22 protein-coding genes are annotated in these 23,575 nt (G+C 68.1%); 15 read left to right on the forward strand and 7 right to left on the reverse strand.

From position 1 onward, the window contains the following. Window positions 1-97 precede the first annotated feature (97 nt). Window positions 98-448: a hypothetical protein gene (locus MKK51_RS03280; protein ID WP_243974935.1), complete on the forward strand. Its 351-nt coding sequence runs from the start codon at window positions 98-100 to the stop codon at window positions 446-448. 16 nt (window positions 449-464) lie between these two features. On the opposite strand, the gene MKK51_RS03285 is transcribed toward MKK51_RS03280, so the two are convergent. Further along, window positions 465-1,499 carry a hypothetical protein gene (locus MKK51_RS03285; protein ID WP_243974936.1) on the reverse strand — a complete coding sequence of 345 codons (1,035 nt, stop codon included), beginning with the start codon at window positions 1,497-1,499 and terminating at the stop codon, window positions 465-467. Window positions 1,500-1,847: 348 nt separating this feature from the next. Here MKK51_RS03285 and MKK51_RS03290 point away from each other — a divergent pair, with 348 nt between their 5' ends. Then, entirely contained in the window at window positions 1,848-2,009 is a 162-nt protein-coding gene (locus MKK51_RS03290; RefSeq protein ID WP_243974937.1) for a hypothetical protein, read from the forward strand. A 90-nt stretch (window positions 2,010-2,099) separates the two neighbouring features. On the opposite strand, the gene MKK51_RS03295 is transcribed toward MKK51_RS03290, so the two are convergent. Together MKK51_RS03295 and nhaA are read right to left on the reverse strand one after the other, a co-directional pair. Then, window positions 2,100-3,134 carry a cytochrome-c peroxidase gene (locus tag MKK51_RS03295; protein ID WP_243974938.1) on the reverse strand — a complete coding sequence of 345 codons (1,035 nt, stop codon included), beginning with the start codon at window positions 3,132-3,134 and terminating at the stop codon, window positions 2,100-2,102. A gap of 78 nt (window positions 3,135-3,212) precedes the next feature. After that, window positions 3,213-4,412, reverse strand: coding sequence for a Na+/H+ antiporter NhaA (gene nhaA, locus MKK51_RS03300; RefSeq protein WP_243974939.1), 1,200 nt, complete (start codon window positions 4,410-4,412; stop codon window positions 3,213-3,215). 256 nt (window positions 4,413-4,668) lie between these two features. Here nhaA and MKK51_RS03305 point away from each other — a divergent pair, with 256 nt between their 5' ends. From MKK51_RS03305 to MKK51_RS03315, 3 genes are all read left to right on the forward strand, one after another. Continuing rightward, window positions 4,669-5,040 (forward strand): hypothetical protein, encoded by a 372-nt coding sequence (locus MKK51_RS03305; protein ID WP_243974940.1) that lies wholly within the window; start codon window positions 4,669-4,671, stop codon window positions 5,038-5,040. Further along, window positions 5,037-5,351, forward strand: a complete 315-nt coding sequence (locus tag MKK51_RS03310) for a hypothetical protein (RefSeq protein ID WP_243974941.1) — start codon at window positions 5,037-5,039, stop codon at window positions 5,349-5,351. The genes MKK51_RS03305 and MKK51_RS03310 overlap by 4 nt, the downstream gene beginning before the upstream one ends. Window positions 5,352-5,539: 188 nt before the next feature. Further along, window positions 5,540-5,857 carry a hypothetical protein gene (locus MKK51_RS03315; RefSeq protein ID WP_243974942.1) on the forward strand — a complete coding sequence of 106 codons (318 nt, stop codon included), beginning with the start codon at window positions 5,540-5,542 and terminating at the stop codon, window positions 5,855-5,857. Window positions 5,858-5,886: 29 nt separating this feature from the next. Here the strand turns inward: MKK51_RS03315 and MKK51_RS03320 are convergent, their stop codons facing one another. Then, the gene (locus tag MKK51_RS03320; RefSeq protein WP_243974943.1) at window positions 5,887-6,090 is read right to left on the reverse strand and encodes a ferric siderophore receptor protein; all 204 of its coding nucleotides are present in this window, start codon (window positions 6,088-6,090) and stop codon (window positions 5,887-5,889) included. Window positions 6,091-6,250: 160 nt separating this feature from the next. Beyond that, on the reverse strand, window positions 6,251-8,929 hold the full coding sequence (locus MKK51_RS03325) for an MGH1-like glycoside hydrolase domain-containing protein (RefSeq protein ID WP_243974944.1): 2,679 nt from the start codon (window positions 8,927-8,929) through the stop codon (window positions 6,251-6,253). A 316-nt stretch (window positions 8,930-9,245) separates the two neighbouring features. On the opposite strand from MKK51_RS03325, the gene MKK51_RS03330 reads away from it, so the two are divergent. Continuing rightward, the gene (locus MKK51_RS03330; protein ID WP_243974945.1) at window positions 9,246-10,670 is read left to right on the forward strand and encodes a phosphatase PAP2 family protein; all 1,425 of its coding nucleotides are present in this window, start codon (window positions 9,246-9,248) and stop codon (window positions 10,668-10,670) included. A gap of 61 nt (window positions 10,671-10,731) precedes the next feature. On the opposite strand, the gene MKK51_RS03335 is transcribed toward MKK51_RS03330, so the two are convergent. Beyond that, a complete protein-coding gene (locus tag MKK51_RS03335; protein ID WP_197031039.1) occupies window positions 10,732-10,875 on the reverse strand; it encodes a hypothetical protein in 144 nt (47 codons plus the stop codon). Between the two features lie 172 nt (window positions 10,876-11,047). On the opposite strand from MKK51_RS03335, the gene MKK51_RS03340 reads away from it, so the two are divergent. From MKK51_RS03340 to MKK51_RS03365, 5 genes are all read left to right on the forward strand, one after another. Further along, window positions 11,048-11,209 (forward strand): hypothetical protein, encoded by a 162-nt coding sequence (locus MKK51_RS03340; protein ID WP_243974947.1) that lies wholly within the window; start codon window positions 11,048-11,050, stop codon window positions 11,207-11,209. Window positions 11,210-11,433: 224 nt separating this feature from the next. Next, window positions 11,434-13,839: a PAS domain S-box protein gene (locus MKK51_RS03350; protein WP_279600945.1), complete on the forward strand. Its 2,406-nt coding sequence runs from the start codon at window positions 11,434-11,436 to the stop codon at window positions 13,837-13,839. A 322-nt stretch (window positions 13,840-14,161) separates the two neighbouring features. Then, window positions 14,162-15,220 (forward strand): Gfo/Idh/MocA family protein, encoded by a 1,059-nt coding sequence (locus tag MKK51_RS27350; RefSeq protein WP_243974949.1) that lies wholly within the window; start codon window positions 14,162-14,164, stop codon window positions 15,218-15,220. Between the two features lie 82 nt (window positions 15,221-15,302). Further along, window positions 15,303-17,147: a glycoside hydrolase family 15 protein gene (locus tag MKK51_RS03360; RefSeq protein ID WP_243974951.1), complete on the forward strand. Its 1,845-nt coding sequence runs from the start codon at window positions 15,303-15,305 to the stop codon at window positions 17,145-17,147. Next, window positions 17,144-18,382: an MFS transporter gene (locus MKK51_RS03365; protein ID WP_243974952.1), complete on the forward strand. Its 1,239-nt coding sequence runs from the start codon at window positions 17,144-17,146 to the stop codon at window positions 18,380-18,382. The genes MKK51_RS03360 and MKK51_RS03365 overlap by 4 nt, the downstream gene beginning before the upstream one ends. A gap of 17 nt (window positions 18,383-18,399) precedes the next feature. Here MKK51_RS03365 and MKK51_RS03370 read toward each other — a convergent pair whose 3' ends face one another. After that, the gene (locus MKK51_RS03370) at window positions 18,400-18,633 is read right to left on the reverse strand and encodes a hypothetical protein (RefSeq protein WP_243974953.1); all 234 of its coding nucleotides are present in this window, start codon (window positions 18,631-18,633) and stop codon (window positions 18,400-18,402) included. A gap of 424 nt (window positions 18,634-19,057) precedes the next feature. On the opposite strand from MKK51_RS03370, the gene MKK51_RS03375 reads away from it, so the two are divergent. From MKK51_RS03375 to MKK51_RS03390, 4 genes are all read left to right on the forward strand, one after another. Next, window positions 19,058-19,345: a hypothetical protein gene (locus MKK51_RS03375; protein ID WP_243974954.1), complete on the forward strand. Its 288-nt coding sequence runs from the start codon at window positions 19,058-19,060 to the stop codon at window positions 19,343-19,345. A gap of 582 nt (window positions 19,346-19,927) precedes the next feature. After that, the gene (locus tag MKK51_RS03380; protein ID WP_243974955.1) at window positions 19,928-20,140 is read left to right on the forward strand and encodes a DUF2934 domain-containing protein; all 213 of its coding nucleotides are present in this window, start codon (window positions 19,928-19,930) and stop codon (window positions 20,138-20,140) included. A gap of 260 nt (window positions 20,141-20,400) precedes the next feature. After that, window positions 20,401-22,086, forward strand: a complete 1,686-nt coding sequence (locus MKK51_RS03385) for a methyl-accepting chemotaxis protein (protein ID WP_243974956.1) — start codon at window positions 20,401-20,403, stop codon at window positions 22,084-22,086. 228 nt (window positions 22,087-22,314) lie between these two features. Beyond that, a complete protein-coding gene (locus MKK51_RS03390) occupies window positions 22,315-23,565 on the forward strand; it encodes an ABC transporter substrate-binding protein (protein WP_243974957.1) in 1,251 nt (416 codons plus the stop codon). The last annotated feature ends 10 nt before the right edge of the window (window positions 23,566-23,575 follow it).

A 23,575-nucleotide genomic window follows, 5' to 3' on the forward strand; every position in this document is an offset into this window, starting at 1 on the left:
AGCTGGGCTTGAAATCTTCACAAATTTTATCCCATTAACAAGCTGTTTACTTGCCGCGGCGAGGATCAGATCGGGCGGGATCGTACTGGCTGGTTGCATGAGACGCATCACTTCACTCGGTCTCGCGTTCGCCGTCGTCGCAACCGGTGTGGCCGCCTTCGCCCTCCATGCTTCCGCAGCGGGACAGGTCTATCGAATCTCGCAGAAGGGCCGGGCGTTCCAACCGAGCGCGCTGGTGATCAAGAAAGGCGAGACCGTGCAGATCGTCAACGACGACGGCGATCTCCTGCATCACGCCTATGTCGACTCGCCGACGTTCCGCTACGATTCGGGCGATCAGGAGCCGGGCGGCAAGGCCGAGATCGTCTTCCCCGTGAGCGGAACCTTCGCGGTCCTGTGCGGCATCCATCCCAAGATGAAGCTGGCCGTCCGCGTCGACGGCAATTGAGCGCCCCGCCGGGGCCCTACAGGGCGCCGGCCGCGGACAGGACGGAATGGGCGCCGTAATAGAGTCCGATGAAGCTCGCGAGGGCGGCCCCGTATCCCAGGGGCAGCGCGGCCAGCTGGCGCACCCGCAGGGGAACCCTGACATCGTCGGCGGCGATGGCGACCATCGCCACGATGATCGGTGCATGGCCGATCGCGTCGACCTTGCCGAACTCGAAGATCGCCGAGACGAAGGCGGCCGCGAGCATGATCGCCGAGACGCGGCGGACCAGCGGCGTGCAGAGCAGCGCGAAGGCGAGGGCGAACTCCACCGCCCCGGCGGCCTTCATGAAGAAGGCGCCGTCGAAGCCCATGGTCAGTTCCGGGCGGTCGATGAAGAGCGGGAACGACCATTGCGGAAAGGCCCATTTCTCCACCGAGGCCCACATCAGCGTCACAGCGGCGGAGTAACGGACGATGTCGAGGGGACGGATGCCGAACAGGTCCCGCCGGAGCCCCGTGAGGACGAGATAGGCGGCGACGCCGAGGAAGACGGGATAATCCGCCAGATGAAAGACGCCGTAATTCGCCACCGCGATCCCGAACAGGATGACGATGCCCAGGGCCGAGAGCGGCATCGTCTGCCGCCACAGGAACCCGGCGGCGATCGCCAGCTGGAACCAGGGCAGGACGGTGCTGGTGGTGGTGAGTTCGGGTGTGAGGATGATACCGCCGAGCGTCCAGAGCGACACGAAGAAGCCGCCGCAGACGGCCCGGAACATCAGCTCGGTGTTCTCCCGCGCCCAGGCGGTGACCCGGTCGAGGGACCGCATCATCGCCTCGCCGAGGATCGTCCGCTCGAGCAACGCGCCGACGAACAGGGCCAGGAACGAGACCATGACGAGCTGCTCGAAGCTGTCGCACAATACCTCGGCAAGGCCGACCGGCGAGCCAGCGACGTCGAAAGCACAGAACCATTTGACGTGAGCGCTCGCCCCGGTGGAGCCCGCGACGAGCACGAACAGGGCGGCAGACAATGCACCGGGGCCGGGCAACTGACTACGCAGACTCATGTGATGAAGCCTCGGCGAAAGCTGAAACGCCGACGGACGGCGGCAGCGACATCGTTCTACGTAGTTTTGAGTGATCCTGGAAGGATTTCGTTAATGAATTTTAAGCATCGTTAACGCGTTCGGCCGTTCGGCGCCCCGGTCGTGATTCCGGCGCCCGCCGCCAGCGGACGCTCGCGGATGACGGGCGATCGGCGTATGCGTGGGGGTGGACGAGGGACGGCAAAGTCAACCCCGAGCAACCGCGTAACCGTTCGTCGAGACGATCGACGGGATAATCCGGCAAACGCTGATCTTCATGGAAGGGTGGCGCCCAAGCCCTCCCTTCGCATCAAGCAGAAAGGCTCTCGCGTGATTACAGCACTCAGTCTGTCGATCCTGATCGCAGGCGGTAGCTTCGCCTATGCTTCGACGCGGGTGGCGGCGCGGGCCGCGATCTACGAGACCTGGGGCGGATCGCTGATGATCGTCGGCCTGTCGCTCGCCGGCGTCGGCCTGACGCTGTTTCGCTGAAACCGAAGCAGAACCGTACGGTAACCTGTCGGCGCAGTCGGCAGCGACTTCAGCGACGGGCTTCGGGACTGCGGAGCCCGTGCCCAAGACTTAACGCGATGCGGCCTTCCCCTTGGGCTCCTCGGCCGTCAACGTGTCCAGGAAAGCCAGGAGATCGGCCTTCTCGGTCTCGGAGAGGTGGAGCGGCCTGATCTTGGGCGACCGGCTCGGGCGGTCGATGCCGCCGCGATCGTAGAGATCGATCACGTCGCGCAGGGTCGCCACCGAACCGTCATGCATGTAGGGGCCGCGCTGCGCGACGTCGCGCAGGGTGGGGGTCTTGAAGGCGTATTGCAGACCCTTCGACGTCGGGAACAGGCGTCCCCGCCCGATATCGTCGCCCCGGCCGACGCCGATATCGTGGAATGACCCGTCGGTGAACGCCCAGCCGCCATGGCATTCGTGGCACCCGGCCTTGCCGTTGAAGAGCGCGAATCCCGCCTTCGCGGAGGCTCCCACCGCCGTGGCGTCGCCCTCGCGCCAGCGGTCGAACGGCGCGCTGCCCGAGACGATGGTGCGCTGGAACGCGGCCAGCGCCCGCTCGATCCCGCCCCGCGTGATCTCGCGATCCGCGAAGGTCGCCGCGAAGGCGGCGACGTAATCCGGATCGGCGCGCAGGCGGGCGATGAGTTCGTCCTCCGGCAGATTCATCAGGTTGGGGCCGGTGATCGGCGTGAAGGCGACGGATTCGAGATCCGGGAACTTGCCGTCCCAGCCGAGCGGAGCGATCCATCCGACGTTGAGCAGGGTGGGTGTGCGCAGCTTCAGTTCGATCCCGGGCTCGCCGATGCCCCGCATGCGCCCGTCGCCCCAGTGGCGCGACGGGTCGTGGCATGACGCGCAGGCGATGGTACGGGATCGCGAGAGGATCGGATCGAAGAACAGCGTCCGGCCGAGATCGACCTGCGCCTCCGTATCGGGACCGCCCTCGGGCGCGGGCAACTCGGCCGGTCGCGCGAAGGCGCTGCGCCACGCTTCGGCGTCGTCGGTCATGCCACGGGTGGCGAACAGGCTCCCGCCGACCGCTGCCGCGACGAAAACCGTCAATGCCGCCTTACCGAACGCCGCGCCCGCCTTCCGTGTCATCCTGCTCTCCGACTGCCGAGGGTTGGGGGCTCCGATTAAGATTATCTTGTGTCACATGATTTTGAACGGGGCGCGTCCTCACGCCGCGGGACCACTCTCCCGAGCCGGACGGGGCGCGAGAATCAGGACGAGCCCCCCGGCGATCATGGAGGTCACGGATCCGAGGAGCACGCCGATTTTGGTCTGCGTGCCGAGGTCGGGATTGTCCGCGAACGCGAGGAGGCCGATGAACAGGCTCATGGTGAAGCCGACGCCGCAGAGGAGCGACAGGCCGTAGACCTGCCACCAGCCGGCATGCGCCGGGCGCTGGGCGAGGCCGAGCTTCACGGCGGCGGCGACGGCGCCGAACACGCCGACCGGCTTGCCGGCGAAGAGGCCGAGCGCCACGCCCAGCGTCACCGGATCGGACAGCATCCCCGGCGACATGCCGGCGAGCGAGACGCCGGCATTGGCGAATCCGAAGACCGGCAGGACGAGATAGGCCGACCAGGGGTGGAGCGCATGTTCCAGCCTGTGGAGCGGCGAGGCCGGATCGTCCGGCCTGGCGGGGCTCGGGCGCAGGGGAATGGCGAGAGCCAGGAGCACCCCCGCGATGGTGGCGTGGATGCCCGATGTCAGGACGAGGAACCACAGGACCGCCCCGAGGGCGAGGTAGGGCGGGAGGCGGCTGACGCCCGCCCGGTTGAGCCCGAACAGGATCGCGACGGTGACGCCCGCCCCCGCCAGGCTCGGCAGGGACAGGTCGGCGGTGTAGAAGGCGGCGATGATGAGCACCGCGCCGAGATCGTCGAGGATGGCGAGCGCGGTGAGGAACACCTTCAGCGAGACCGGAACGCGCGATCCGAGCAGGGCGAGGATTCCGAGGGCGAAGGCGATATCGGTGGCGGTGGGGATCGCCCAGCCCCGCAGGGTCTCGGGCGAGGAGCGGTTGACGAGGACGTAGATCAGCGCCGGGGCGACCATGCCCCCCAACGCCGCCACCCCCGGCAGGACACGGTCCGGCCAGGTGCGCAGGCGCCCGTCGAGCACCTCGCGCTTGATCTCCAGGCCGACGAGCAGGAAGAACAGGGCCATCAGGCCGTCATTGACCCAGTGCAGGACGGAGAGGCCGCCGACATGGGCCCCCAGCACCGCGAAATAGCCCGGCGCGAGGGGCGAATTGGCGACGATCAGGGCGAGCACGGCGCTCGCCATCAGGATCACCCCGCCGGTGGCCTCGCTCCGGAGGGCGTTGCGCAGGGCGGAGACGGGGCGACGGGCGGGGGAGGTGTCCGGCATGGGATACGCCTGACAGCGCTCGGCTCGTCCGGCAAGTTGTCGGAGCATGGGAACGGGCTTTCGTTTCTCGCTCGATTAGGAACGCGCGCGGAACGCACCGTCGCGGATCACAGGTCGATCGACATCGACACGAGAGCCGAGACAATATGACATTAATACCACAAGCGATTGGCCCTCACGTCGTCCGTTTGCCTTTGTACCTAGCAGATGCCACCACCTTCGGTAGAATGCTGATAAAGGCAGTCAGGGGTAGAAAGTGGAAGTCCTCGTTATCGCAGCTCTGATTGGGTTGATCCCGGCTTTCATCGCCCAGAAAAAGGGGCACTCGTTCGGGCTGTGGTGGATCTACGGCGCCGCCCTTTTTATTGTTGCGTTGCCTCACGCGCTCATCATGAAACCCGCCGAGGGGAGCGAAGAGGCTAACAAGCAAAAAGCCCTTGAATTGGCCAGCAAGGGGTTCACCCCTGTGCGTGAGTCGGCAGTAGATTTCGCGGCTGATGGAGTAATCGGAAGCACGCCTTATCGGAACGAGCCAGACGGTGGCGTGGTGGCAATCGTCAATGGTCGAACGATCAAGTTCAAAAACCGTGAGGACCTGGAGACCATACTTCGAGGAGCGGTCTCTTGAAGAAAGCGTTAGCCATCCTCGCTATTATGGCTGTCGCGCTTGTCATTGCCGCACAGTTCGTGACGATCTTCGTCGTCCAGCCTATCGGCGCCATTCCGGAAGGGCGAACCATCCTCATCTCACGGCTGACGAAGCTGAACTTTATCGACAGCCCGGATGCATTCTGCGAGCGTGAAATGGGGAGTGTGAACCTCCTATGCCGAGGTATGGTCGCCGGTAGGGTAGCGAACCAAGCAACCATCATTGCCCGACTGCCCTACTCCTCAACGCTGTATGGCATCAGCACCGGCGGCAAATACTACGATCGTTAGAGAGGCTGTCTTATCGTCCATCCGTCCTCGTGAGTTCATGGGCGAGTACGTTTGGCCCGCGCTCTAGCACTATAGCGAGCACCGGCTTGAGAAGCACTTGGCAGCAAATGCCATCTCCCAAATCGACAACCTCGCCGAGGCGGTCACCGCGTACAAGTTGCCCCCTGATCGTACGGAGGTGAAACGCGGTGAAGCTGGCAAGTATCGCGACTACTACGACGGAAATGGCCCGTTTTTGGGACAGTCACGGCTCTCACGACTGCCACAAACACGGCAAGCTTGCGCGAAAGTCGGCTGTAAACAATCCGAAAGGCATGGCCGAGGGTAGATTGGAGCCAACGACGGACTTCGGGTTCTTCGCAGACCATACCCTATCAAATGGACCACTCACGCCCTACGAAGGTTTGGCCGTCATTCTTAACGATGGAACACAACGAGAGGTGTTCAAGCTTTTGCGCAAAGCACTTCAAGCTTGGGAAGCCGAGTTAAAAGCGCCTGAACTCTGAAGCACTTACCGCTAGGTGCGCGGCGCCTCCTAGAAGAACGTGCCGAACGACGCCACGCCGGTCCAGTAATTCGTCCCTGTTAAGTTCATAACGTTGGCGCGGAACGTCGTCCGGCGCCATTCCAACAGGGTCGAGTAGCGGAGTCCGAGATCGCGACGCGCCCAATCCGGCAGGGCCTGGGCGTTAGCCGTATCGACGAGCTGCCGCCCCGTGTGGAGGACAGAGCCGTTCAAGATCAAACCCGAACCCCAAGGGAGATCCCACTCCGTTCCGAAATGGAGTTGCACGTCGCTTAGGCCGATCGGACGATTGCCCACGGCAATCTACGTCCCGAACCCGGGCGAACGGGTTTCCGGGCGGCTCGAGAACCACGGTTCGCCCCGGCGTCGCCCGTCACTCCGCCGCTCCAGTCCCATCCGGATTCGTTCGATGTGCCTTCTGGTGCAGCAGGTTGAGGATCAGCGCCGTCCAGCCGGTCTGGTGGGAGGCGCCGAGGCCGCGGCCGGTATCGCCGTCGAAGAACTCGTGGAACAGCAGGGCCTCCTCGGCGCCGGGGGCCGAGGCGATGGGCGGGCGGTCCCCGAGGGCCGGCCGGCGTCCGTCCTCGCCCTTGGCGAAGAGGGCGATCAGGCGATCGGTGAGGGCGTCGGCGATGGCGTTCAGGGTGAGGAACGTGCCCGATCCGGTGGGATACTCCACCAGGAAGTCGTCCCCGTAATAGGAGTGGAACCGCCGCAGCGCCTCCACCACGAGGTAGTTGACCGGCATCCACACCGGGCCGCGCCAGTTCGAATTGCCGCCGAACATGTTCGAGGTGGAATCGGCCGGGTCGTAGCGCACGGTGAACGCGTCGCCGAACCCGTTCAGGGAATAGGGCCGGTCGAGATGCGCCTTCGACAGGGAGCGCACGCCGTGGTCCGAGAGGAACTCGGCCTCGTCGAGCATGCGCCGCAGCAGCGCCTTCATCCGGTGCCCGCGCAGGAGCGACAGGAGCTTGCGGTCGCCGACGCCGCCTTCGTCCCAGCGCGAGACGAGGCGGGCGAGATGGGGGCGGTTCTCGAGGAGCCAGTTCAGGCGGCGGGCGAAGTCCGGCAGCCGCTGCAGCATCGAGGGCTCGATCACCTCCACGGCGAAGAGCGGCACCAGCCCCACCACGGAGCGGACGCGCAAGGGGAGCATGCCGCCGCCGGGGATGTCGACCTCGTCGTAGTAGAACTCGTCCTCCTCGTCCCACAGGCCGAAGCCCTCGCCGCCCATGTCGGTCATCGCCTCGGCGATGAGCAGGAAATGCTCGAAGAACTTCGAGGCGGTGCTCTCGTAGACGTCGTTGTGGAGCGCGAGTTCGAGGGCGATGCGCATCATGTTGAGGGAATACATCGCCATCCAGGCGGTGCCGTCGGCCTGATGGATGCGGCCGAAGCCGGGGGGCGGGCGCGACCGGTCGAACACGCCGACATTGTCGAGGCCGAGGAAGCCGCCCTGGAAGACGTTGCGGCCCTCCGCATCCTTGCGGTTCACCCACCAGGTGAAGTTGATGAGGAGCTTGTGGAAGACGCCCTCCAGGAAGGCGAGGTCGCCGCGCCCGCCGCGCCGGTCGCGGTCGATCTCGAACACCCGGTAGGTCGCCCAGGCATGGACCGGCGGGTTGGCGTCGCCGAACTCCCACTCGTAGGCCGGAAGCTGGCCGTTGGGGTGCATATACCATTCGCGGGTGAGGAGCAGCAGCTGCTTCTTGGCGAAATCCGGGTCGAGGAGCGCCAGCGGGATGCAGTGGAAGGCGAGGTCCCAGGCCGCGAACCAGGGATATTCCCATGTGTCGGGCATGGAGAGCACGTCGGCCCCGGCGAAGTGGCGCCAGTGGACGTTGCGTCCGCCGTCGCGCTCGCGCGGCGGGGCCGGCTGGAGCGGGTCGCCCTTCAGCCAGAGCCGCACGTCGTAACAGTAGAGCTGCTTCGACCAGATCAGCCCGGCGGCGGCCTGGCGGAAGATGGCGCGCGAATCCGCGTCGGGGATGCCGTCCTGAAGGGCGTCGTAGAAGGCGTCCGCCTCGGCGATCCGGCGCAGCAGGATGGCGCCCTCGCGGTCGACGGGGCGGGGCCGCGCGCCGGCCGACAGCCGCAGGGTGACCCGCTTCGACTCTCCGGGCGCGAGGCGAAGGGCGTAGTGCAGGCCGAGCTTGGTCCCGCCATCCCGCCGCACGGCGGATTCGTCGCCCCCGACGATGGCCGCGTGGAGCCCGTCCTTGAACGGGCCGGGGGCGTCGGGCTGGCAGCCATGGAGGCGCAGGTTGGTGTCGTTCTCGCAGAACAGGACCTCCGGTTCGCCGTCATAGGAGAGCCGGTACCGGCCGAGGCGCGGATGCTCGCAGGCGATGCTGCCATCGGGCTGGACCGCCATCCTGGGGCGCGATTCCGCCGGTCCCTCGCGCCACGACCAGATGTTACGGTACCAGAGCTGCGGCACCAGGCGCAGATCCGCCGCCTCGGGGCCACGGTTGGTCGCCGTGATCACCGCATGGATGTCGTCGATCTCCTCCTTGGCGTATTCCACGGTGACGTCGAAGAAGCGGTCCTCGGCGAAGGCGCCCGTCTCCTCGATCTCGTATTCCGGCTGGTCGCGCCCCCGGCGCAGTCCCTCGCGGACGAGTTCGTCATAGGGATAGGCCGCCTGCGGATAGCGATAGAGGAACTTCAGGTAGGCATGGCTCGGGGTCGCGTCGAGGTAGTGATAGACCTCCTTGACGTCCTCGCCGTGGTTGCCCTCCTCGTTGGTGAGGCCGAAGAGCCGCTCCTTGAGGATGTCGTCGCGGCCGTTCCACAGGGCGAGGGACAGGCACATCTGCCCGCGTTCGTCGCAGAGGCCGGCGAGCCCGTCCTCGCCCCAGCGATAGGCGCGCGAGCGGGCCTCCTGATGCGGCAGCGAGCGCCAGGCATTGCCGTCGCGGCTGTAATCCTCCCGCACCGTCCCCCATTGGCGCTCGGCGAGATACGGCCCCCACAGGGACCATGCGCGCTCGCCGCGCGCCTGTTCGGCGATGCGGCGGCGCTCGGCCCAGGCGTCGAGTTCGCTCACGCCCGGTCCCCGCGTCCGGGAGCCGGATGCGGTCCGGCAAGGCGAAGGATCGGGCGAGCGTGCGAGAAAGGCAGAGGGTGGGCGGTCATCGGTCCCGGTGGGCTGTGGCTCGGTCGGGGCCGAGATGCACCATCGGAGCCAAGCGCGGATCTGTCTCCGAGGAACATGCCGCGAGGGGCGGTCCTCGACCGGCCGCCGGAGAACGGTCACGCGGGCGTCACGGAACGGTGCGCGTGGTCCGCCGCGAAAACCGGCGGCGATTGGACGAGCACTCTGCTAGCCTGCGTCACCGCCACGACAGCCTGATTCCGGTGCCATGACCAGACCACGCACGAACGCGGCCCGCACGCTCGGGCTCATCGCCTTCCTCGCCCTCGCGCCCGCTCACGCGCAGGCCCAGTCGGCGACGAATCTCGAAGCCCTGCGCGGGCTGGCGCCGGTGAGCGCCCTGGCGACGACGCCGGAAGGCCAGGCCGCGCTGGCGGCGAACCTCAAGGTCACCGGCGACATCCAGATGGGACGGCACGACCAGCCCCTGCTGCTGTCCTTCGCCGAGCAGCAGCAACTCGCCCTGCGCGACTGCTTCATCACCGACGGCAATGCCACCCAGCTCGCCGACGGCCTCGGCACGTCCCTCGGGGAGGCCTACCAGGCCAAAGCGCGCTACGAGGATTTCAAGACCTTCACCAGCGTCTCCGGCAGCCTCGCGCGGCTGATCGGCTATACCAACAACATCACCAAGTCGGATTCGAATGCGGGGAAGTATTTCTTCGCCAATGCGACGACGAATGGCGAGGCGCCCGTCTCCGAACCCGCCCGCGCCATCCTCACCCGGATCGGCGGCACGACGGATGTCTTCGGCAAGGCCTATGGCCGCCCAGCCGGAACGCCCGGTGCCGACGCCTTCGGCAATTCCCGTCCGTTCCAGACCGAACCGAGTGTCCTCTCGTATCGGGGCAAGGATTACTTCGGCGCCGCCTCGCACAGCATGGACTGGCTGCGCGGCCCGAAACAGAACCTGACGGACAGCCCGTCCTATCCGAGCGGCCACACCACCTACGGCTACACGGAATCGCTCCTCCTCGCCCTGCTGGTGCCCGAGCGCTACCAGCAGATGGTCGCGCGCGGGGCCGAGTACGGCAACAACCGCATCGTCGTCGGCGCCCATTACGCCATGGACGTGCTCGGGGGCAGGGCGGTGGCCCTCCACGCCGTCGCCCATCTGCTCGCCAACGACCCGGCCTATGTCGGACAGACCCGCGCGAACCCGGCCATCGTCAACGAGATGAGCCGCGCCACCGACGACGCGGTGACCATCACCGACTATCCGGAGGCCCTGAAGGCGGCGCGCGCGGAACTCCAGGCCTTCCTTCGCGAGCGCTGCGGCGAGGCGGTGGCCGCCTGCGCCGCCGCCGACCGGAGCCGGTTCAAGGATGGCGCCGCCAACGCGGCCTTCTACGCCTCCACCCAGACCTACGGCCTGCCGGTGGTGCATCAGGGCCGGTCGGGCCAGGCGGTGGATGTGGCGACAACCGCGCCGGAGGCGGGCCATCTCCTCACCGCCGCGTTTCCGGCCCTGACCCTCGCCGAGGCCAACGCCATCCTCACCGACACCCTCGGTCCGGCCGGCGGCTTCCTCGACGACGGCTCGGTCTTCGGCCTGTATTCCCGCCTCGACCTCTACGCGGCCGGGGGCAAGGCGGCGGCGCTCGCCGCCACCCGGCGCGCCAGCGCGCCGTAGCGCGGCGGTCCGGGGACCGAGCCGCGCCGGCACGGCGTGGCGGACGGCAGACCGCGCTTCCTCACTCGGACACGCGCTTGACCATGTGGACGATGCGGGAATGGCCGGATTCGGCGTCGGGATTTCTCAACTCGCGCATTCCCGGCGCCCGGCCGGTGGTCAGGAAGACCAGGACCGTCAACGCAAGGACCCATTTGGCGGCCATCGCCCTTTTCCTTCTCGGGGGAGAGGGGAGGGCTCTACGCCCGAAAGCGGGCCGGCGGGTTGCGCCGGCGCACATCCACGCAGATGGGCCCTGGCCGCTTCGACACGGCGAGCGGGCGGCATGGGCCGTCGTCTCGCGGGCGTTCAGGCTTTCTTAGCCGTGCCATCGGAGAATGCGGGCTTACTACCCTGCTGCGAGGGCCTCGTTCGTGCTCGACCTCATCCTCTACATCAGCGCTTCCGTCTGCACCGTGGGATGCCTGGGGCTCTGGGCGCTGCGCGAACCGCCGGTCTCCTATCCCCGGGTGGAATGGGACGACGACGTCATCGGCTGATCGCGGCCCCGCCCCGGACCTCCGCTGCGTCGGTCCGCGCGATGGCGTCACCGGACAGGCTGCTCCAGCACTCCATCGCGAGCGACGCCCGATCGTGAGGGCGGACCGGGCCTCATCGGATACGCGACAGCCGCCCCATCATGGGTTAGGGAGCCGACCGCCGTCTCGACCGTTGGGCACGTTCGAGTTCGAGTGAACGCGGCGGCCGGATGGGAACGGGCGGTATGGAGGACGAGATCGACCGGTTGCGGCGGCGCGAGGCCGACCTCGAAGCCGAGGTCGCGCGGCTGAAAGCGGAGATCGCATCCGCCATCCGTGCGCCGGACAGGGGCCAGAAGACCTCCGCGGCGGGGCCGGACCTGCTGTTCACGGCGGCGGAGAAGACCCGCATGCCGCAGATCATCACCGACCCGAACCTGCCCGACAATCCCATCGTCTTCGCCAACCGCGCCTTTCAGGACCTGTGCGGCTACTCGGCGGAGGAACTCGTCGGGCACAATTGCCGGTTCCTGCAGGGGCCGGGAACCGACCCGGCCGACGTGGCGCGCCTGCGCGACGCCATCGCCGCGCGGCGCGACGTGGTGGTCGAGATCATCAACTACCACCGCGACGGGACGACGTTCCGCAACGAACTCTATGTCAGTCCCGTCTTCGACCGGGACGGGCACCTGCGCTACTTCTTCGGCAGCCAGCTCGACATCACCCGGTTTCGCACCGAGGAGGGCAAGCTCGCCGAGAGCGAGGCCCGATACCGGACGCTGTTCGACGCCATCGACGCCGGCTTCTGCATCGTCGAGATGCGGTTCGACGCCACGGGCCGCGCCATCGACTACCGCTTCGTCGAGGTCAATCCGGCCTTCGCGCGGCAGGCCGGCCTCGGGGACGTCGAGGGCCGCTGGGTCAGCGAGGTCATTCCCGGCATCGAGCCGCGCTGGCTCGACGTCTACGGCGAGGTCGCCCTGACCGGTGAACCCGTCCGGTTCGAGAGCGGGGCGGTGACGCTGGGGCGCTGGTTCGACGTGCACGCCCTGCGCATCGGGGAGCCGGTCCAGCGGCGCGTCGCCATCCTGTTCAACGACATCACCGACCGGCGCGAGGCCGAGACCGTGCTGATGACCACGGCCCGCGAGCGCACCACGGAGCGCGATCTCGTCTGGCGCGCGAGCCGCGACCTCCTCGTGATCTGCGGCTTCGACGGGATCTACCGGTCGGTCAATCCGGCCTGGCGGGAGATGCTGGGCTGGCCCGCCGACGCCCTCGTCGGCGCGCGGTTCGACGCCTTCGTGCATCCCGAGGACCGGAAGGCGGCCGAGGAGGCCATGGACCGCCTGCGGAGCGGCGCGATCCTCGACAACCTCGACATCCGGCATTTGGCGGCGGATGGCGGCGAGCGCTGGATCTCGTGGAACGCGATCCCGCAGGGCGATCATTTCTATGCCGCCGGCCGCGACGTCACCGAGCGAAAGGCCCTAGAGGACCAGCTGCGCCAGTCGCAGAAGCTCGAAGCCGTGGGCCAGCTCACGGGCGGCGTCGCGCACGACTTCAACAACCTCCTGACCGTGATCCGGTCCTCCACCGACCTCCTGCGCCGCCCCGACCTGCCCGAGGAACGCCGGCGGCGCTATGTCGACGCCATCTCCGACACGGTGACGCGTGCGGCCAAGCTCACCGGCCAACTCCTGGCCTTCGCCCGGCGGCAATCCCTGACGCCCGAAGTCTTCGACGTCGCCAAGGGCGTGGCCTCCGTGGCCGACATGGTCGGCACCCTCACCGGCGCCCGTATCCAGGTGGTGACCCAGATCGAGACCGGCCGGGACGCGGAGGGGCAGCCGCTGGCCTGCCTCATCGATGCCGATCCGAGCCAGTTCGACACGGCCCTCGTCAACATGGTCGTCAATGCGCGCGACGCCATGGACGGGGAAGGCAAGCTGACCATCCGGGTCCGGCGCGCCTCGATCATCCCGCCCGTCCGGGCGCATCCCCGCATCCGGGGCGATTTCGTCGCCGTCTCGGTCTCCGATACCGGCTCGGGGATCGCCCCGGAGACGCTGGACCGGATCTTCGAGCCGTTCTTCACCACCAAGGGCGTGGGGCAGGGCACCGGCCTCGGCCTCAGCCAGGTCTTCGGTTTCGCCAAGCAATCGGGCGGCGAGGTCGTGGTGGAGAGCCGCCTCGGCCAAGGGACGACCTTCACCCTCTATCTGCCGCGCGCGGCGGGGGAGGCCGTAGCGGCCGAGCCGGTGCAGGAGCCCGCGCCCCTGGCCGAGCGGCACGGCACCCGCGTCCTCGTGGTGGAGGACAACGCGGAGGTCGGCGCCTTCGCCACCCAGGCCCTGCAGGAACTCGGCTACGTCACGCATTGGGTGACGGATGCGCAGCAGGCCCTCGACGCCCTGACCCGCGCCCCCGCCGGCTTCGAGGTGGTCTTCTCCGACGTGGTGATGCCGGGCATGAACGGCATCGATCTCGGCCACGCCATCGGCCGCGAATGGCCCGATCTGCCCGTCGTGCTCACCTCCGGCTACAGCCACGTCCTCGCCGAGGAGGGCAGCCACGGGTTCGAACTCCTGCGCAAACCCTATTCGGTGGCCGACCTGTCGCGCATCCTGCGGCTCGCCGTCTCGCGCTGAGGCCGAGGGTCCGCCCGGCGGGCGCGACCGGGCGACGCGGCAACCTCTGCTGCAGTGCAACGTTGCTGTCTCATGAACACCGGCGCGCGGCCGACCCGGCGCTCGGCCGGGCCTTCTCCCGTCGCGCGGACCGCCTCGCCCGGCCTCCCGGCAGCCCCCATCTGGCCCGCCCTTCCATGCCGGCCAAAGCCGCACGACACGCACAACCGCACGGACATCCGCATGAGCATCGCCTCCGCCCTCGGCCTGACATCGTCGAAAAAGGTCCGCTACGCCTTCGTCGCCCTCGGCGACATCACGCAGGAAGCCATGCTGCCCGGGGGTGGAGCACACCGGCAATTCGGAGATCGTCGCCTTCGTCACCGGCGATCCGGAGAAGGCGCGCGGCGTCGGCGCGCAATACGGCGTCACCGACACCTACGGCTACGAGGAGTTCGACGCCCTGCTGGCCTCGGGTACGATCGATGCGATCTATCTCGCCACCCCGAACTGGCGCCACGCCGAATTCGCGGTCCCCGCCCTGAAGGCCGGCATCCATGTCCTCGTGGAGAAGCCGCTGGAAATCTCGGCGGAGAAGTCCGGAGAGATCATCGCGGCGCAGAAGGCCTCGGGCGCCAAGCTCATGGTGGCCTACCGGCTGCATTTCGAGCCCTGCACCCTGGCGACCATCGACCTGATCCGGTCAGGCCAGCTCGGCGAGCTGCTGACCTTCTCCTCGACCTTCACCCAGATGGTCTCGCCCGAGAACCACCGGGCGACGAGCGGCATCGAGGCGGGCCCGATCTTCGATATGGGTCCGTATCCGATCAACGCCGCCCGCTACATCTTCGGCGACGAGCCGACGGAGGTGGTCTCGGCCGTGGGCATCCGTCACCCGGAAGCCGGCTTGGGCGATTTCGACGATACCGTCGCGGTGACGCTCCGGTTTCCGCAGGACCGCATCGCGCAGTTCGTGCTGTCCTATTACGGCAATACCCTCGACAGCTATTCGGTCGTCGGCACCAAGGGCAGCGTCGAGGTCAACCCGGCCTACATGTACGGCAAGTCCCTGGAGCACACGGTCACCATCGGCGAGGACAAGAGCCACGCCAGCTTCAAGAACACCGACCATTTCGGCGGCGAACTGAAGTACTTCTCGTCCTGCATCCTTGATGACCGGGAGCCCGAGCCCGATGGCGAGGAAGGCCTCGCGGATCTGCGCGTCATCGAAGGCATCGTCCGCGCCCTCGGGACCGGCACGTCGCAGAGGCTCGAGCCCTTCACCCGCACCAAGCGGATCGACCCGAAGAGCCAGGAGCAGACGCTCCCGGCCCAAAAATCGCCGGAGCTCGTCAACACGTCGAATCCCGGCAAGGGCAAGGACAAGGTTCCGCTGAACTGACCCGGCCGCTTCGCGACCGTGCCCTTACCCCGCTCCGCACGTCCCCCCGATGCACAAGCCCCTCGATGCATAAGTCCCCTCGATGAATGACCGAACCCAGGCGGGCACCGACCTCGCCGTCGATGCCCGGTGCATCGACCCGGACGGCACGGAACACGGAATCCGGGATTACGCCGCGCTGGGCGACGGCCGCTCCGTCGTCCTCGTCGGCCCGGACGGCGCGGTGGGGTGGTGGTGCGTCCCGGAGATGGATTCGCCGCCCCTGTTCGACCGGCTGCTGGAGCCGGACAGCGGCGGCTACTTCCAGGTCTGCCCCGAGGGCGCGTTCACGATGGAGCGGCGCTACCGCACTGACAGCAACGTGCTGGAGACGATCGTCACCACCGGGACCGGCACGGCGCGGATGACGGAATCCCTCAACAGCAGCCGCGCCGGCCGCCTGCCCTGGTGCGAGCTCGCGCGCCGCCTGGAGGGCGTCTCGGGCACGGTGACGTTCCGGATCCGCGCCGTGTTCGGCACGCGCGGCGATTCCCTGTCGCCCTGGCTCCAGCCCACCCCCAATGGCTGCGTGTTCCATGTGGGCCCGGTCCTCGGGGTGATCCGCTTCAGCGACAATATCCGCGTCCTGGAAGAGGAAGACCGCACCATCGCCGCGACGGTGACGCTGGGGGAGGGGGAACGCGCATTGGTGGCGCTTCTGGCCGGCGAGGACGAGCCCCTGGGCATCCCCACCATCGCGGAGATCGACGAACGCATCGACGTCAGCGACGACGCCTGGCGGCACTGGGCGGAGGGGCTGCATTATGACGGCCCGCACCGTTCCGAGGTGCGGCGCAGCGGCCTTGCCCTGAAGCTGCTGCTCTACTCGCCCACCGGCGCCATCGCGGCGGCCGCCACCACCTCCCTGCCCGAGCGGATCGGCGGGTCGAAGAACTACGATTACCGCTATGCCTGGATCCGCGACGCCGGATACACCGTCAACGCCTTCCTGCGCGTCGGCGCTATGCCGGAGGCGAAGGCCGCCTTCTCCTGGCTGATGACGCATCTCGACACGCATGGGGCGCAGGTCTTCTACACCCTGCGCGGGGGCAGGGTGCCGGAGGAGACCTCCCTCGATCTCGCCGGCTATCGCGGGTCGCGCCCGGTCCGGGTGGGGAACGCGGCGGCCCGCCAGCACCAGCACGGGATCTACGGCGACATCTTCGAGACCGCGACCCTGTTCGTCGCCGACGGCAACATCCTCGACCAGAAGAGCGCGACGGTCCTGGCGGACCTCGCCGACGAATGCGCCGACCGCTGGCGCCAGAAGGATGCCGGGATCTGGGAACTGGAAGTCCCGCAGCACTACACGATGTCGAAGATCAGCGCCTGGCAGGCGCTGGCCCGCGCGGTCGAACTGGCGGAGGCCGGTCATATCTCCGCGACCTGCGTGCCGCGCTGGTCGCGGGAGCGGGATCGGATCCAGGCCTGGATCGAGGAGCATTGCTGGTCAGAGACGCGCCGCGCCTACACGTTCTATCCGGGCACCGACCGCCTCGACGCTTCCCTGACCCTGGCGGTCCGGTTCGGCTTCGACGGGCGCGACCGCCTGTCCTCCACCCTCGATGCGATCCGCGAGGAACTCGGGCGCGGCCCGCTCCTCTATCGCTATTCGGGGGCCGAGAAGGAGGAGGGCGCCTTCATCGCCTGCTCGTTCTGGCTGGTGGAGGCCCTGGCCGAACTCGGCCGCCAGGACGAGGCCGAGGCGGTCTTCACCGGCACGTTGCGCGCCGTCACCGGGGGCGTCGGCGTGATGAGCGAGATGGTCGATCCCGACACCGGCGACCATCTCGGCAACACACCGCAGGGCCTCAGCCATCTCGCCCTGCTTCACGCGGCCTGCTCCCTGCGCGGCGACCGCGAACGCGATCTGAAAGCGGCCCGATGACCGGCACCACTCTCGACACCCGTTCCGGCGCCCTCAGCCTGCCGGACGCGGCACCCAGCCGGCATCCCGGCCTCGTCCTCACCGCCCTGGCCATGGGTGGCTTTGCCATCGGCACCACCGAATTCGCGACGATGAGCCTGCTTCCGGCCTTCGCGCCCGATCTCGGCATCGACGCGCCGACGGCCGGCCACGTCATCAGCGCCTACGCTCTCGGCGTCGTCGTCGGAGCGCCGGTCATCGCGGTGCTCGCGGCGACCATGGCCCGCAGGACGCTGCTGGTCGGGCTGATGGTGCTGTTCGCGCTGGGCAACATCCTGTCGGCCCTGGCGCCGAACTATCACGGGATGCTCCTGTTCCGGTTCCTGGCGGGCCTGCCGCACGGCGCCTATTTCGGCGTGGCCGCCCTCGTCGCCGCCTCCCTCGTCCCACGGGAGCGGCGGACCCAGGCGGTCTCGCGGGTGATCCTGGGCCTCACCCTCGCGACGGTGGCGGGCGTGCCCCTCGCCAACGTCATCGGCCAGCTCGTGGGCTGGCGCTGGAGCTTCGGGCTCGTCGCCGTCCTGGCACTCCTGACGGCGGTGTCCGTGCGGATCCTGGCGCCCCTCGGACGACCGGCTTCGGGCGCCAGTGCGCTGCGCGAACTCGGGGCCCTGCGGCGCGGACAGGTCTGGCTCACCCTCGCCATCGGCGCCATCGGCTTCGGCGGCCTGTTCTCGGTCTACACCTATCTCGCCTCGACGCTGATCGAGGTCACCCATGCCGCGCCGGTGGCGATCCCCCTGGTGCTGGCCGTGTTCGGCCTCGGCCTCACCGTGGGCAACCTCGTCTGTGCCTGGGCCGCCGACCGCGCCCTGATGCCGGCGGCCGGGCTGACCCTGGTCTGGACGGCGGCGGCTCTGGCCCTCTACCCGTTCTCGGTCGGCAGCGTCTGGACCCTGGCGCCGGTGGTGTTCCTCATCGGCTGCGGGGGCGGCCTCGCCACCATCCTGCAGACCCGGCTGATGGACGTGGCCGAGGACGCCCAGACCCTGGCGGCCGCGCTCAACCACTCGGCCTTCAACTTCGCCAACGCCCTGGGCCCCTGGCTCGCCGGCCTCGCCCTCACAGCCGGTTTCGGCCTGCCCTCCACCGGCTGGGTCGGCGTGGCCCTGGCGCTCGGCGGGCTGGCGCTGTGGGCGGTCTCCGCCGCGCTGGAACGGCCCCGCGTCGCCTCGTCGACACTGCGGGGACGGTGAGCGGAGGGCCGAGCCGCCTACGACGTCAGCGGCTGGATATCGAGCTGCATGCCCCGGCCCCTCAGGACGCGGACGAGGCGGCCTTCGAGTTCGTCGTCGAGCCCGTTCACCTGCATGTGCAGGCGGCTCCCCTTCGCCGTGCCCGTCACCCAGAGACGATAGACCAGCCCCTCCTCGCGCAACTGCGTCAGAATCCGCTCGGACCCGATCCGGTTGGCTTCGTCGTTCATTGCGATGAGGCTCGTGTCCATGCAGCTCTCGTTCCCTGTTGTGCCGCGCCCTCGTTCGCCGAACCGGCATCCCCCTCGGCGGAGAGCGCTCTAGGACAACGTCCCAGGGTCCTGTTTCGTCCTGATGTCTCGGGTGCCGTCTTCGAACGAGGATAACGATCGGGACACGGCGAGCCCTTGGCCACCGAGGGCAGGAGTGTTCCGCATCCACCCGACGCCCATCGACGAACCCTCGCAATGAGCGGGCCGGCACGGTCCCGCCCGATACGGGGACGACCATCAGCGTGCCCGAGCGATTCGAGGAGCGCTCTCCGGCGGCGCGCGCAGGTTTCCGGGCTGCGGAATCTGCCTTAATCGTTCTTCAGCATAGAAATTTACTGTCGTTTATCGCCGCCGGCCCGATAAGCTCTGGAGACGGAGCCGACGCGGCTCCCGGAGGCATGAGATGAAGTTCGGATCCGCAATCCTGCTGGGACTCTTCGCGGCGTCCCCGGCCGCCGAGGCGCTGGCCCAGAGCGCCCGCGACGTGCCGATCACCCAGGATCTGCGCCGCGAGGAGCGCATCGAGCGCCGCCTCGACCGGAACATGCCGCCGCCGGTGGACCCCAACGTGTCGCCGGACAATCCGGACGGCGTCGTCGGCTTCGACGGTCCGCCCGGCATGTTCGAGAACGGCGTCGAGAACGGCAGCCCGATCCCCTCCGGATCCCCGGTGGACGACGACGACGACTGACCGTATCGCCGGAGATCGATGGACGGGACACCGTCGCCCCGCGCCGCACCGGCCTCCCCTGTTGCCGAGACGTAGGCGGTCGAGGCTCGTGCCCGTCCGGTCTCAGCGTCTCTCACGAGACTCCCGCTGCGCCGCCGTGCTCGGAGCGAGAACCGAGGGTGACCGGGAGTTTCGTGAGGCACTCTCAGCCGCGAACCCGGCCCTCCCGGCGAGGATCAGGAGGCGCCATCCGCCACCATGAGAGCGGGCTTGCCCGGCCGCCTGCAGTCTCCGAAGGACCCGCCCGGGTCGGGCGAGCGCGGCGAGAGGCCTCCCAAACATGCAACAGGCGGGCGCGCGCTCGCCTTCTGCATGTGCGACAACGGCGCGTCGGCGCCCTGGTTCGAGGTCGATCGTTGTCACTGCGGGAGCCGTCGCCGGGATGGCTCGAAATCGGCTCGCTCTTGCCATGTGTGAATGTGCCGTCGCCGGGACCATGCCATGGCCCCATCCACACGATACGCGACAGACGCGATACGAGGCCGGCGGGCGATGCTGAAACAGGATTCGCATGAGGCAGGGTCCGGGGACCGTGCGGCTCGTATGAAGCGAGATGCGACCGGTCGCGCCGCCGCACCGACATTCGACCAGATCCGTCGGCGCGCCTATGAACTCTGGGAGCGCAATCACCAGCCGATGGGGTTCGAGATCGAGTTCTGGCTCATGGCCGAGAAGGAGTTGCGGGCCGAGCGGGACCGGGCGGCGAAAGCGGAGGCGACGGAGGCCGGCGATCCCCCGCCGCCACAGCAAGCCTGAGCGGGCCACGAGACGATCTTGCCCGCAACCGCATCCCCCGCACATATCCTTCATGTCGAAAACGCAAGAGCACAGGACTATCGTTGGGCAATGCTTGCACGACGATAGTCGAACTGCCCAATCATCGATCATTCGCCCCAGGTTCTGGCGATAGATCTCACGGCGGACCGCCGCTCCGTTTTAAGAATCCTTTATAGGTTTTGCGTATCTTCAGAACGGATACCATCAAGAGATGGCCTCCCGTCCTCGGAACGCTTTTCATGCTGAGCCGCCTTTCCCTGCGCGCGCGCCTCATCGGCGCCTTCTCGATCACGACGCTGCTCCTTGTGAGCATGGGGGCCGTGGCGTTGACCGCCACCCGGACGATCAACGGACATCTGGTGAGCGTGCAATCGGACGCTCTGCCGAGCGTCGCCAAGGCCGGTGAGATCTCCGGCTGGATCGGGCGCTACGCGATCAGCATCTATCGCCATCTCGGCGCGATCGATCCGAATTCGAAGGCGCGCTACGAGGCCGAGATCATCGACCGTCAGGGCAAGGTCACGCGCATCCTGGCCGAGTATGCGAGCCTCGCCAGCTCCCCCGGCGAGAAGGCGGTCTACGACACGCTCAACGCGACCTGGCTCGATTACCAAAAGGAGAACAAGGCGATCCTCGATCTCTCGCGCGGCGGGATGAACGAGGATGGGCTCGAGCGGCTGCAGGGCAAGTCCACCGAACTCCAGCGCCAGTGTACCTCGCTGGCGGACCGGCTCGTGGCCATCAACAACGAGGCGGCGGAGACGTCCCGGGTCGCGAGCCGGGAGGCCTTCGACCGGACCGAGACCCTCGTTCTCGGCGCGGGCCTCGGCGGCCTCGTCCTGTCGGCCCTGCTCGCGTTCTGGATCATCCGAGGCGTCACCGGGGGCATCGCCTCGGTGGTGCGGCCGATGCAGGCGCTGGCCTCCGGCGATCTCTCCGTGGCGATCCCGCGCCAGGGGGAGGGGACCGAGATCGGGACGATCGCGGACGCGGTGCAGGTGTTCAAGACGCGCCTCGTCGAGATGCGCGCCCTGGAGGAAGAGACCGAACTGGCGCGCGCCGGCGCCGAGGCCCAGCGGCACGCCGCCATGCACACGCTGGCGGGGGATTTCGAACAGGCCGTGGGCGGCATCATCGGCACGGTGGCGGCGGCGGCGAGCCAGCTCCAGGGGACCGCACGCGCGATGACGGCGACGGCCACGCAGACCGCCTCGCAATCCCTGAACGTGGCGGCGGCGGCCGAGGAGGCGGCCTCCAACGTCAGCACCGTGGCGGCGGCCGCCGAACAGCTCGGCTCCTCGGTCGAGGAAATCGGCCGTCAGGTGGACGGATCGGCCACCCTCGCCACCCTCGCCGTCGACGAGGCGGCACGGACCGCCTCCCTCGTCGAGGAACTCAGCCTGGCGGCGGGCCGGATCGGCGACGTCGTCTCGATCATCTCCGACATTGCCGGGCAGACCAACCTCCTGGCCCTGAACGCCACCATCGAGGCGGCCAGGGCCGGCGCGTCGGGCCGCGGCTTCGCCGTGGTCGCCGCCGAGGTGAAACTGCTCGCCAGCCAGACCACGCGCGCGACCCAGGAGATCGGCGACCAGATCGGCCGCATCCAGGCCTCCACGGGACAGGCGGTCTCGGCGATCGGCGCCATCACCACGCGGATCGGCGAGATCAGCACCGTCGCCACATCCATCGCCGCCGCCGTGGAGCAACAGGGCGCGGCGACCCGGGAGATCGTCCGCAACGTGTCCCAGGCCGCCCAGGGGACGGGACAGGTCACCGCCAACGTCGCCAGCGTCGCCACCGCGGCCGAAGAGACGGGCGCCGCGGCGAGCCAGGTCCTCGCCTCGGCCTCCGCGCTGTCGCGGCAATCGGAGCATCTCAGCGGGGAGGTGACCCGCTTCCTCGCCACCGTGCGGGCCGCCTGACCGCCCTCCCGGCACACCCTCCGCACCGGTCCGGCCCAGGCATGATCCGTGGCTTTCATGCCTGGGCACGAGGCGAAACCGCCCTCCGCCTGCCTAGGGAAGAGGCATCCACCCCGTTCGCCCGATCTTGCCCGTAATGTGAGATTTGTTGGCATCGATCTTGTTACGTCGCTCACCTGACGACTGGCCGCTTCCACCGGGCGGACGGCACGAAGCGGAGTGATATCGATGATCAAGGGCACGATGAACCGTCGCCATGCGCTCAAGCTCGGATTGGCGGGGGCGGGCGGCGCGGTGGCGATGCCGTTCTTCGCCCGGAACGGATTGGCGGCGGAACCGATCAAGCTCGGCAGCCTCCTCGACGGGACCGGGGCGCTGGGCCTCGAAGGCAAGCGGATGATCGAGACCACCGAATACGCGGTGGAGCTCATCAACAAGGCCGGCGGGCTGCTGGGGCGGCCGATCAAGCTGATCGCCTACGACACCCAGTCCAACATGCAGCTCTACACCCAATACGCCCAGACCCTCGCCCTGAAGGACAAGGTCGACGTCATCCAGGGCGGCATCACCTCGGCCTCGCGCGAGGCGATCCGGCCGATCTTCGGCCGCTCCAAGACCCTCTACTTCTACAACACCCAGTACGAGGGCGGCGTCTGCGACCGCAACGTCTTCTGCACCGGCTCGACCCCGGCCCAGACCGTCAACCACATCGTCGACTACGCCCTCAAGAACTGGGGCAAGAAGGCCTACATCGTGGCGGCCGACTACAATTACGGCCACATCACCGCGAGCTGGATGACGAAGTTCATGAAGGATGGCGGCGGCTCCGTGGCCGGCACCGACTTCTTCCCCCTCGACGTGACGAACTTCTCCTCCGCCATCAGCCGCATCCAGCAGGCCCAGCCCGAGATCGTCCTCTCGGCCCTCGTCGGCGCCAACCATTCGGGCTTCTACCGCCAATGGGACGCCGCCGGCATGAAGGGCAAGATCCCCATGGGGGCCACCGTGTTCGGCCTCGGCGACGAGCTCACCACCATGGACACCTCCACCACCAACGGCATCCTCACCTGCTACGGCTGGTACAACGACCTCGACACCCCCGCGAGCAAGGCCTTCGTCACGGGCATGCAGGCCAAGTTCGGCGCCGACGTCACCGATCTCAGCGAGCTCGACACCGCCACCTACGAAGGCATCATGTTCTGGGCGGAGGCGGTGAAGAAGGCCGGTTCGATCGAGCGCGACGCCGTCATCGCGGCGCTGGAGAGCGGCATCAGCATCGACTCGCCGACAGGCAAGGTGACGATGGATCCGGGCACCCACCACACCATCCGCAACACCTACCTCGCCCGGCCCAAGGACCGGAAATGGGAGCAGCTGGCGACCTTCCCGGATTCGTTCCCGGCCGATACCGGCGGTGCCTGCGACCTCGTGAAGAACCCGCGCATGAACAAGCAGTTCACGCCCGACCTGAAGGGCTGAGGCGCCTCTT

This window comes from Methylobacterium sp. E-045, from assembly GCF_022829685.1.
GTDB lineage: Bacteria > Pseudomonadota > Alphaproteobacteria > Rhizobiales > Beijerinckiaceae > Methylobacterium.

Coding starts and splice junctions, on each gene's coding strand:
- MKK51_RS03340 (WP_243974947.1), top strand. CDS start 11,048: ATGCGGGCTTACTACCCTGCTGCGAGGGCCTCGTTCGTGCTCGACCTC.
- MKK51_RS03285 (WP_243974936.1), bottom strand. CDS start 1,499: ATGAGTCTGCGTAGTCAGTTGCCCGGCCCCGGTGCATTGTCTGCCGCC.
- MKK51_RS03390 (WP_243974957.1), top strand. CDS start 22,315: ATGATCAAGGGCACGATGAACCGTCGCCATGCGCTCAAGCTCGGATTG.
- nhaA (WP_243974939.1), bottom strand. CDS start 4,412: ATGCCGGACACCTCCCCCGCCCGTCGCCCCGTCTCCGCCCTGCGCAAC.
- MKK51_RS03360 (WP_243974951.1), top strand. CDS start 15,303: ATGAATGACCGAACCCAGGCGGGCACCGACCTCGCCGTCGATGCCCGG.
- MKK51_RS03350 (WP_279600945.1), top strand. CDS start 11,434: ATGGAGGACGAGATCGACCGGTTGCGGCGGCGCGAGGCCGACCTCGAA.
- MKK51_RS03380 (WP_243974955.1), top strand. CDS start 19,928: ATGAAGCGAGATGCGACCGGTCGCGCCGCCGCACCGACATTCGACCAG.
- MKK51_RS03365 (WP_243974952.1), top strand. CDS start 17,144: ATGACCGGCACCACTCTCGACACCCGTTCCGGCGCCCTCAGCCTGCCG.
- MKK51_RS03295 (WP_243974938.1), bottom strand. CDS start 3,134: ATGACACGGAAGGCGGGCGCGGCGTTCGGTAAGGCGGCATTGACGGTT.
- MKK51_RS03370 (WP_243974953.1), bottom strand. CDS start 18,633: ATGGACACGAGCCTCATCGCAATGAACGACGAAGCCAACCGGATCGGG.
- MKK51_RS03385 (WP_243974956.1), top strand. CDS start 20,401: ATGCTGAGCCGCCTTTCCCTGCGCGCGCGCCTCATCGGCGCCTTCTCG.
- MKK51_RS03335 (WP_197031039.1), bottom strand. CDS start 10,875: ATGGCCGCCAAATGGGTCCTTGCGTTGACGGTCCTGGTCTTCCTGACC.
- MKK51_RS03280 (WP_243974935.1), top strand. CDS start 98: ATGAGACGCATCACTTCACTCGGTCTCGCGTTCGCCGTCGTCGCAACC.
- MKK51_RS03330 (WP_243974945.1), top strand. CDS start 9,246: ATGACCAGACCACGCACGAACGCGGCCCGCACGCTCGGGCTCATCGCC.
- MKK51_RS03375 (WP_243974954.1), top strand. CDS start 19,058: ATGAAGTTCGGATCCGCAATCCTGCTGGGACTCTTCGCGGCGTCCCCG.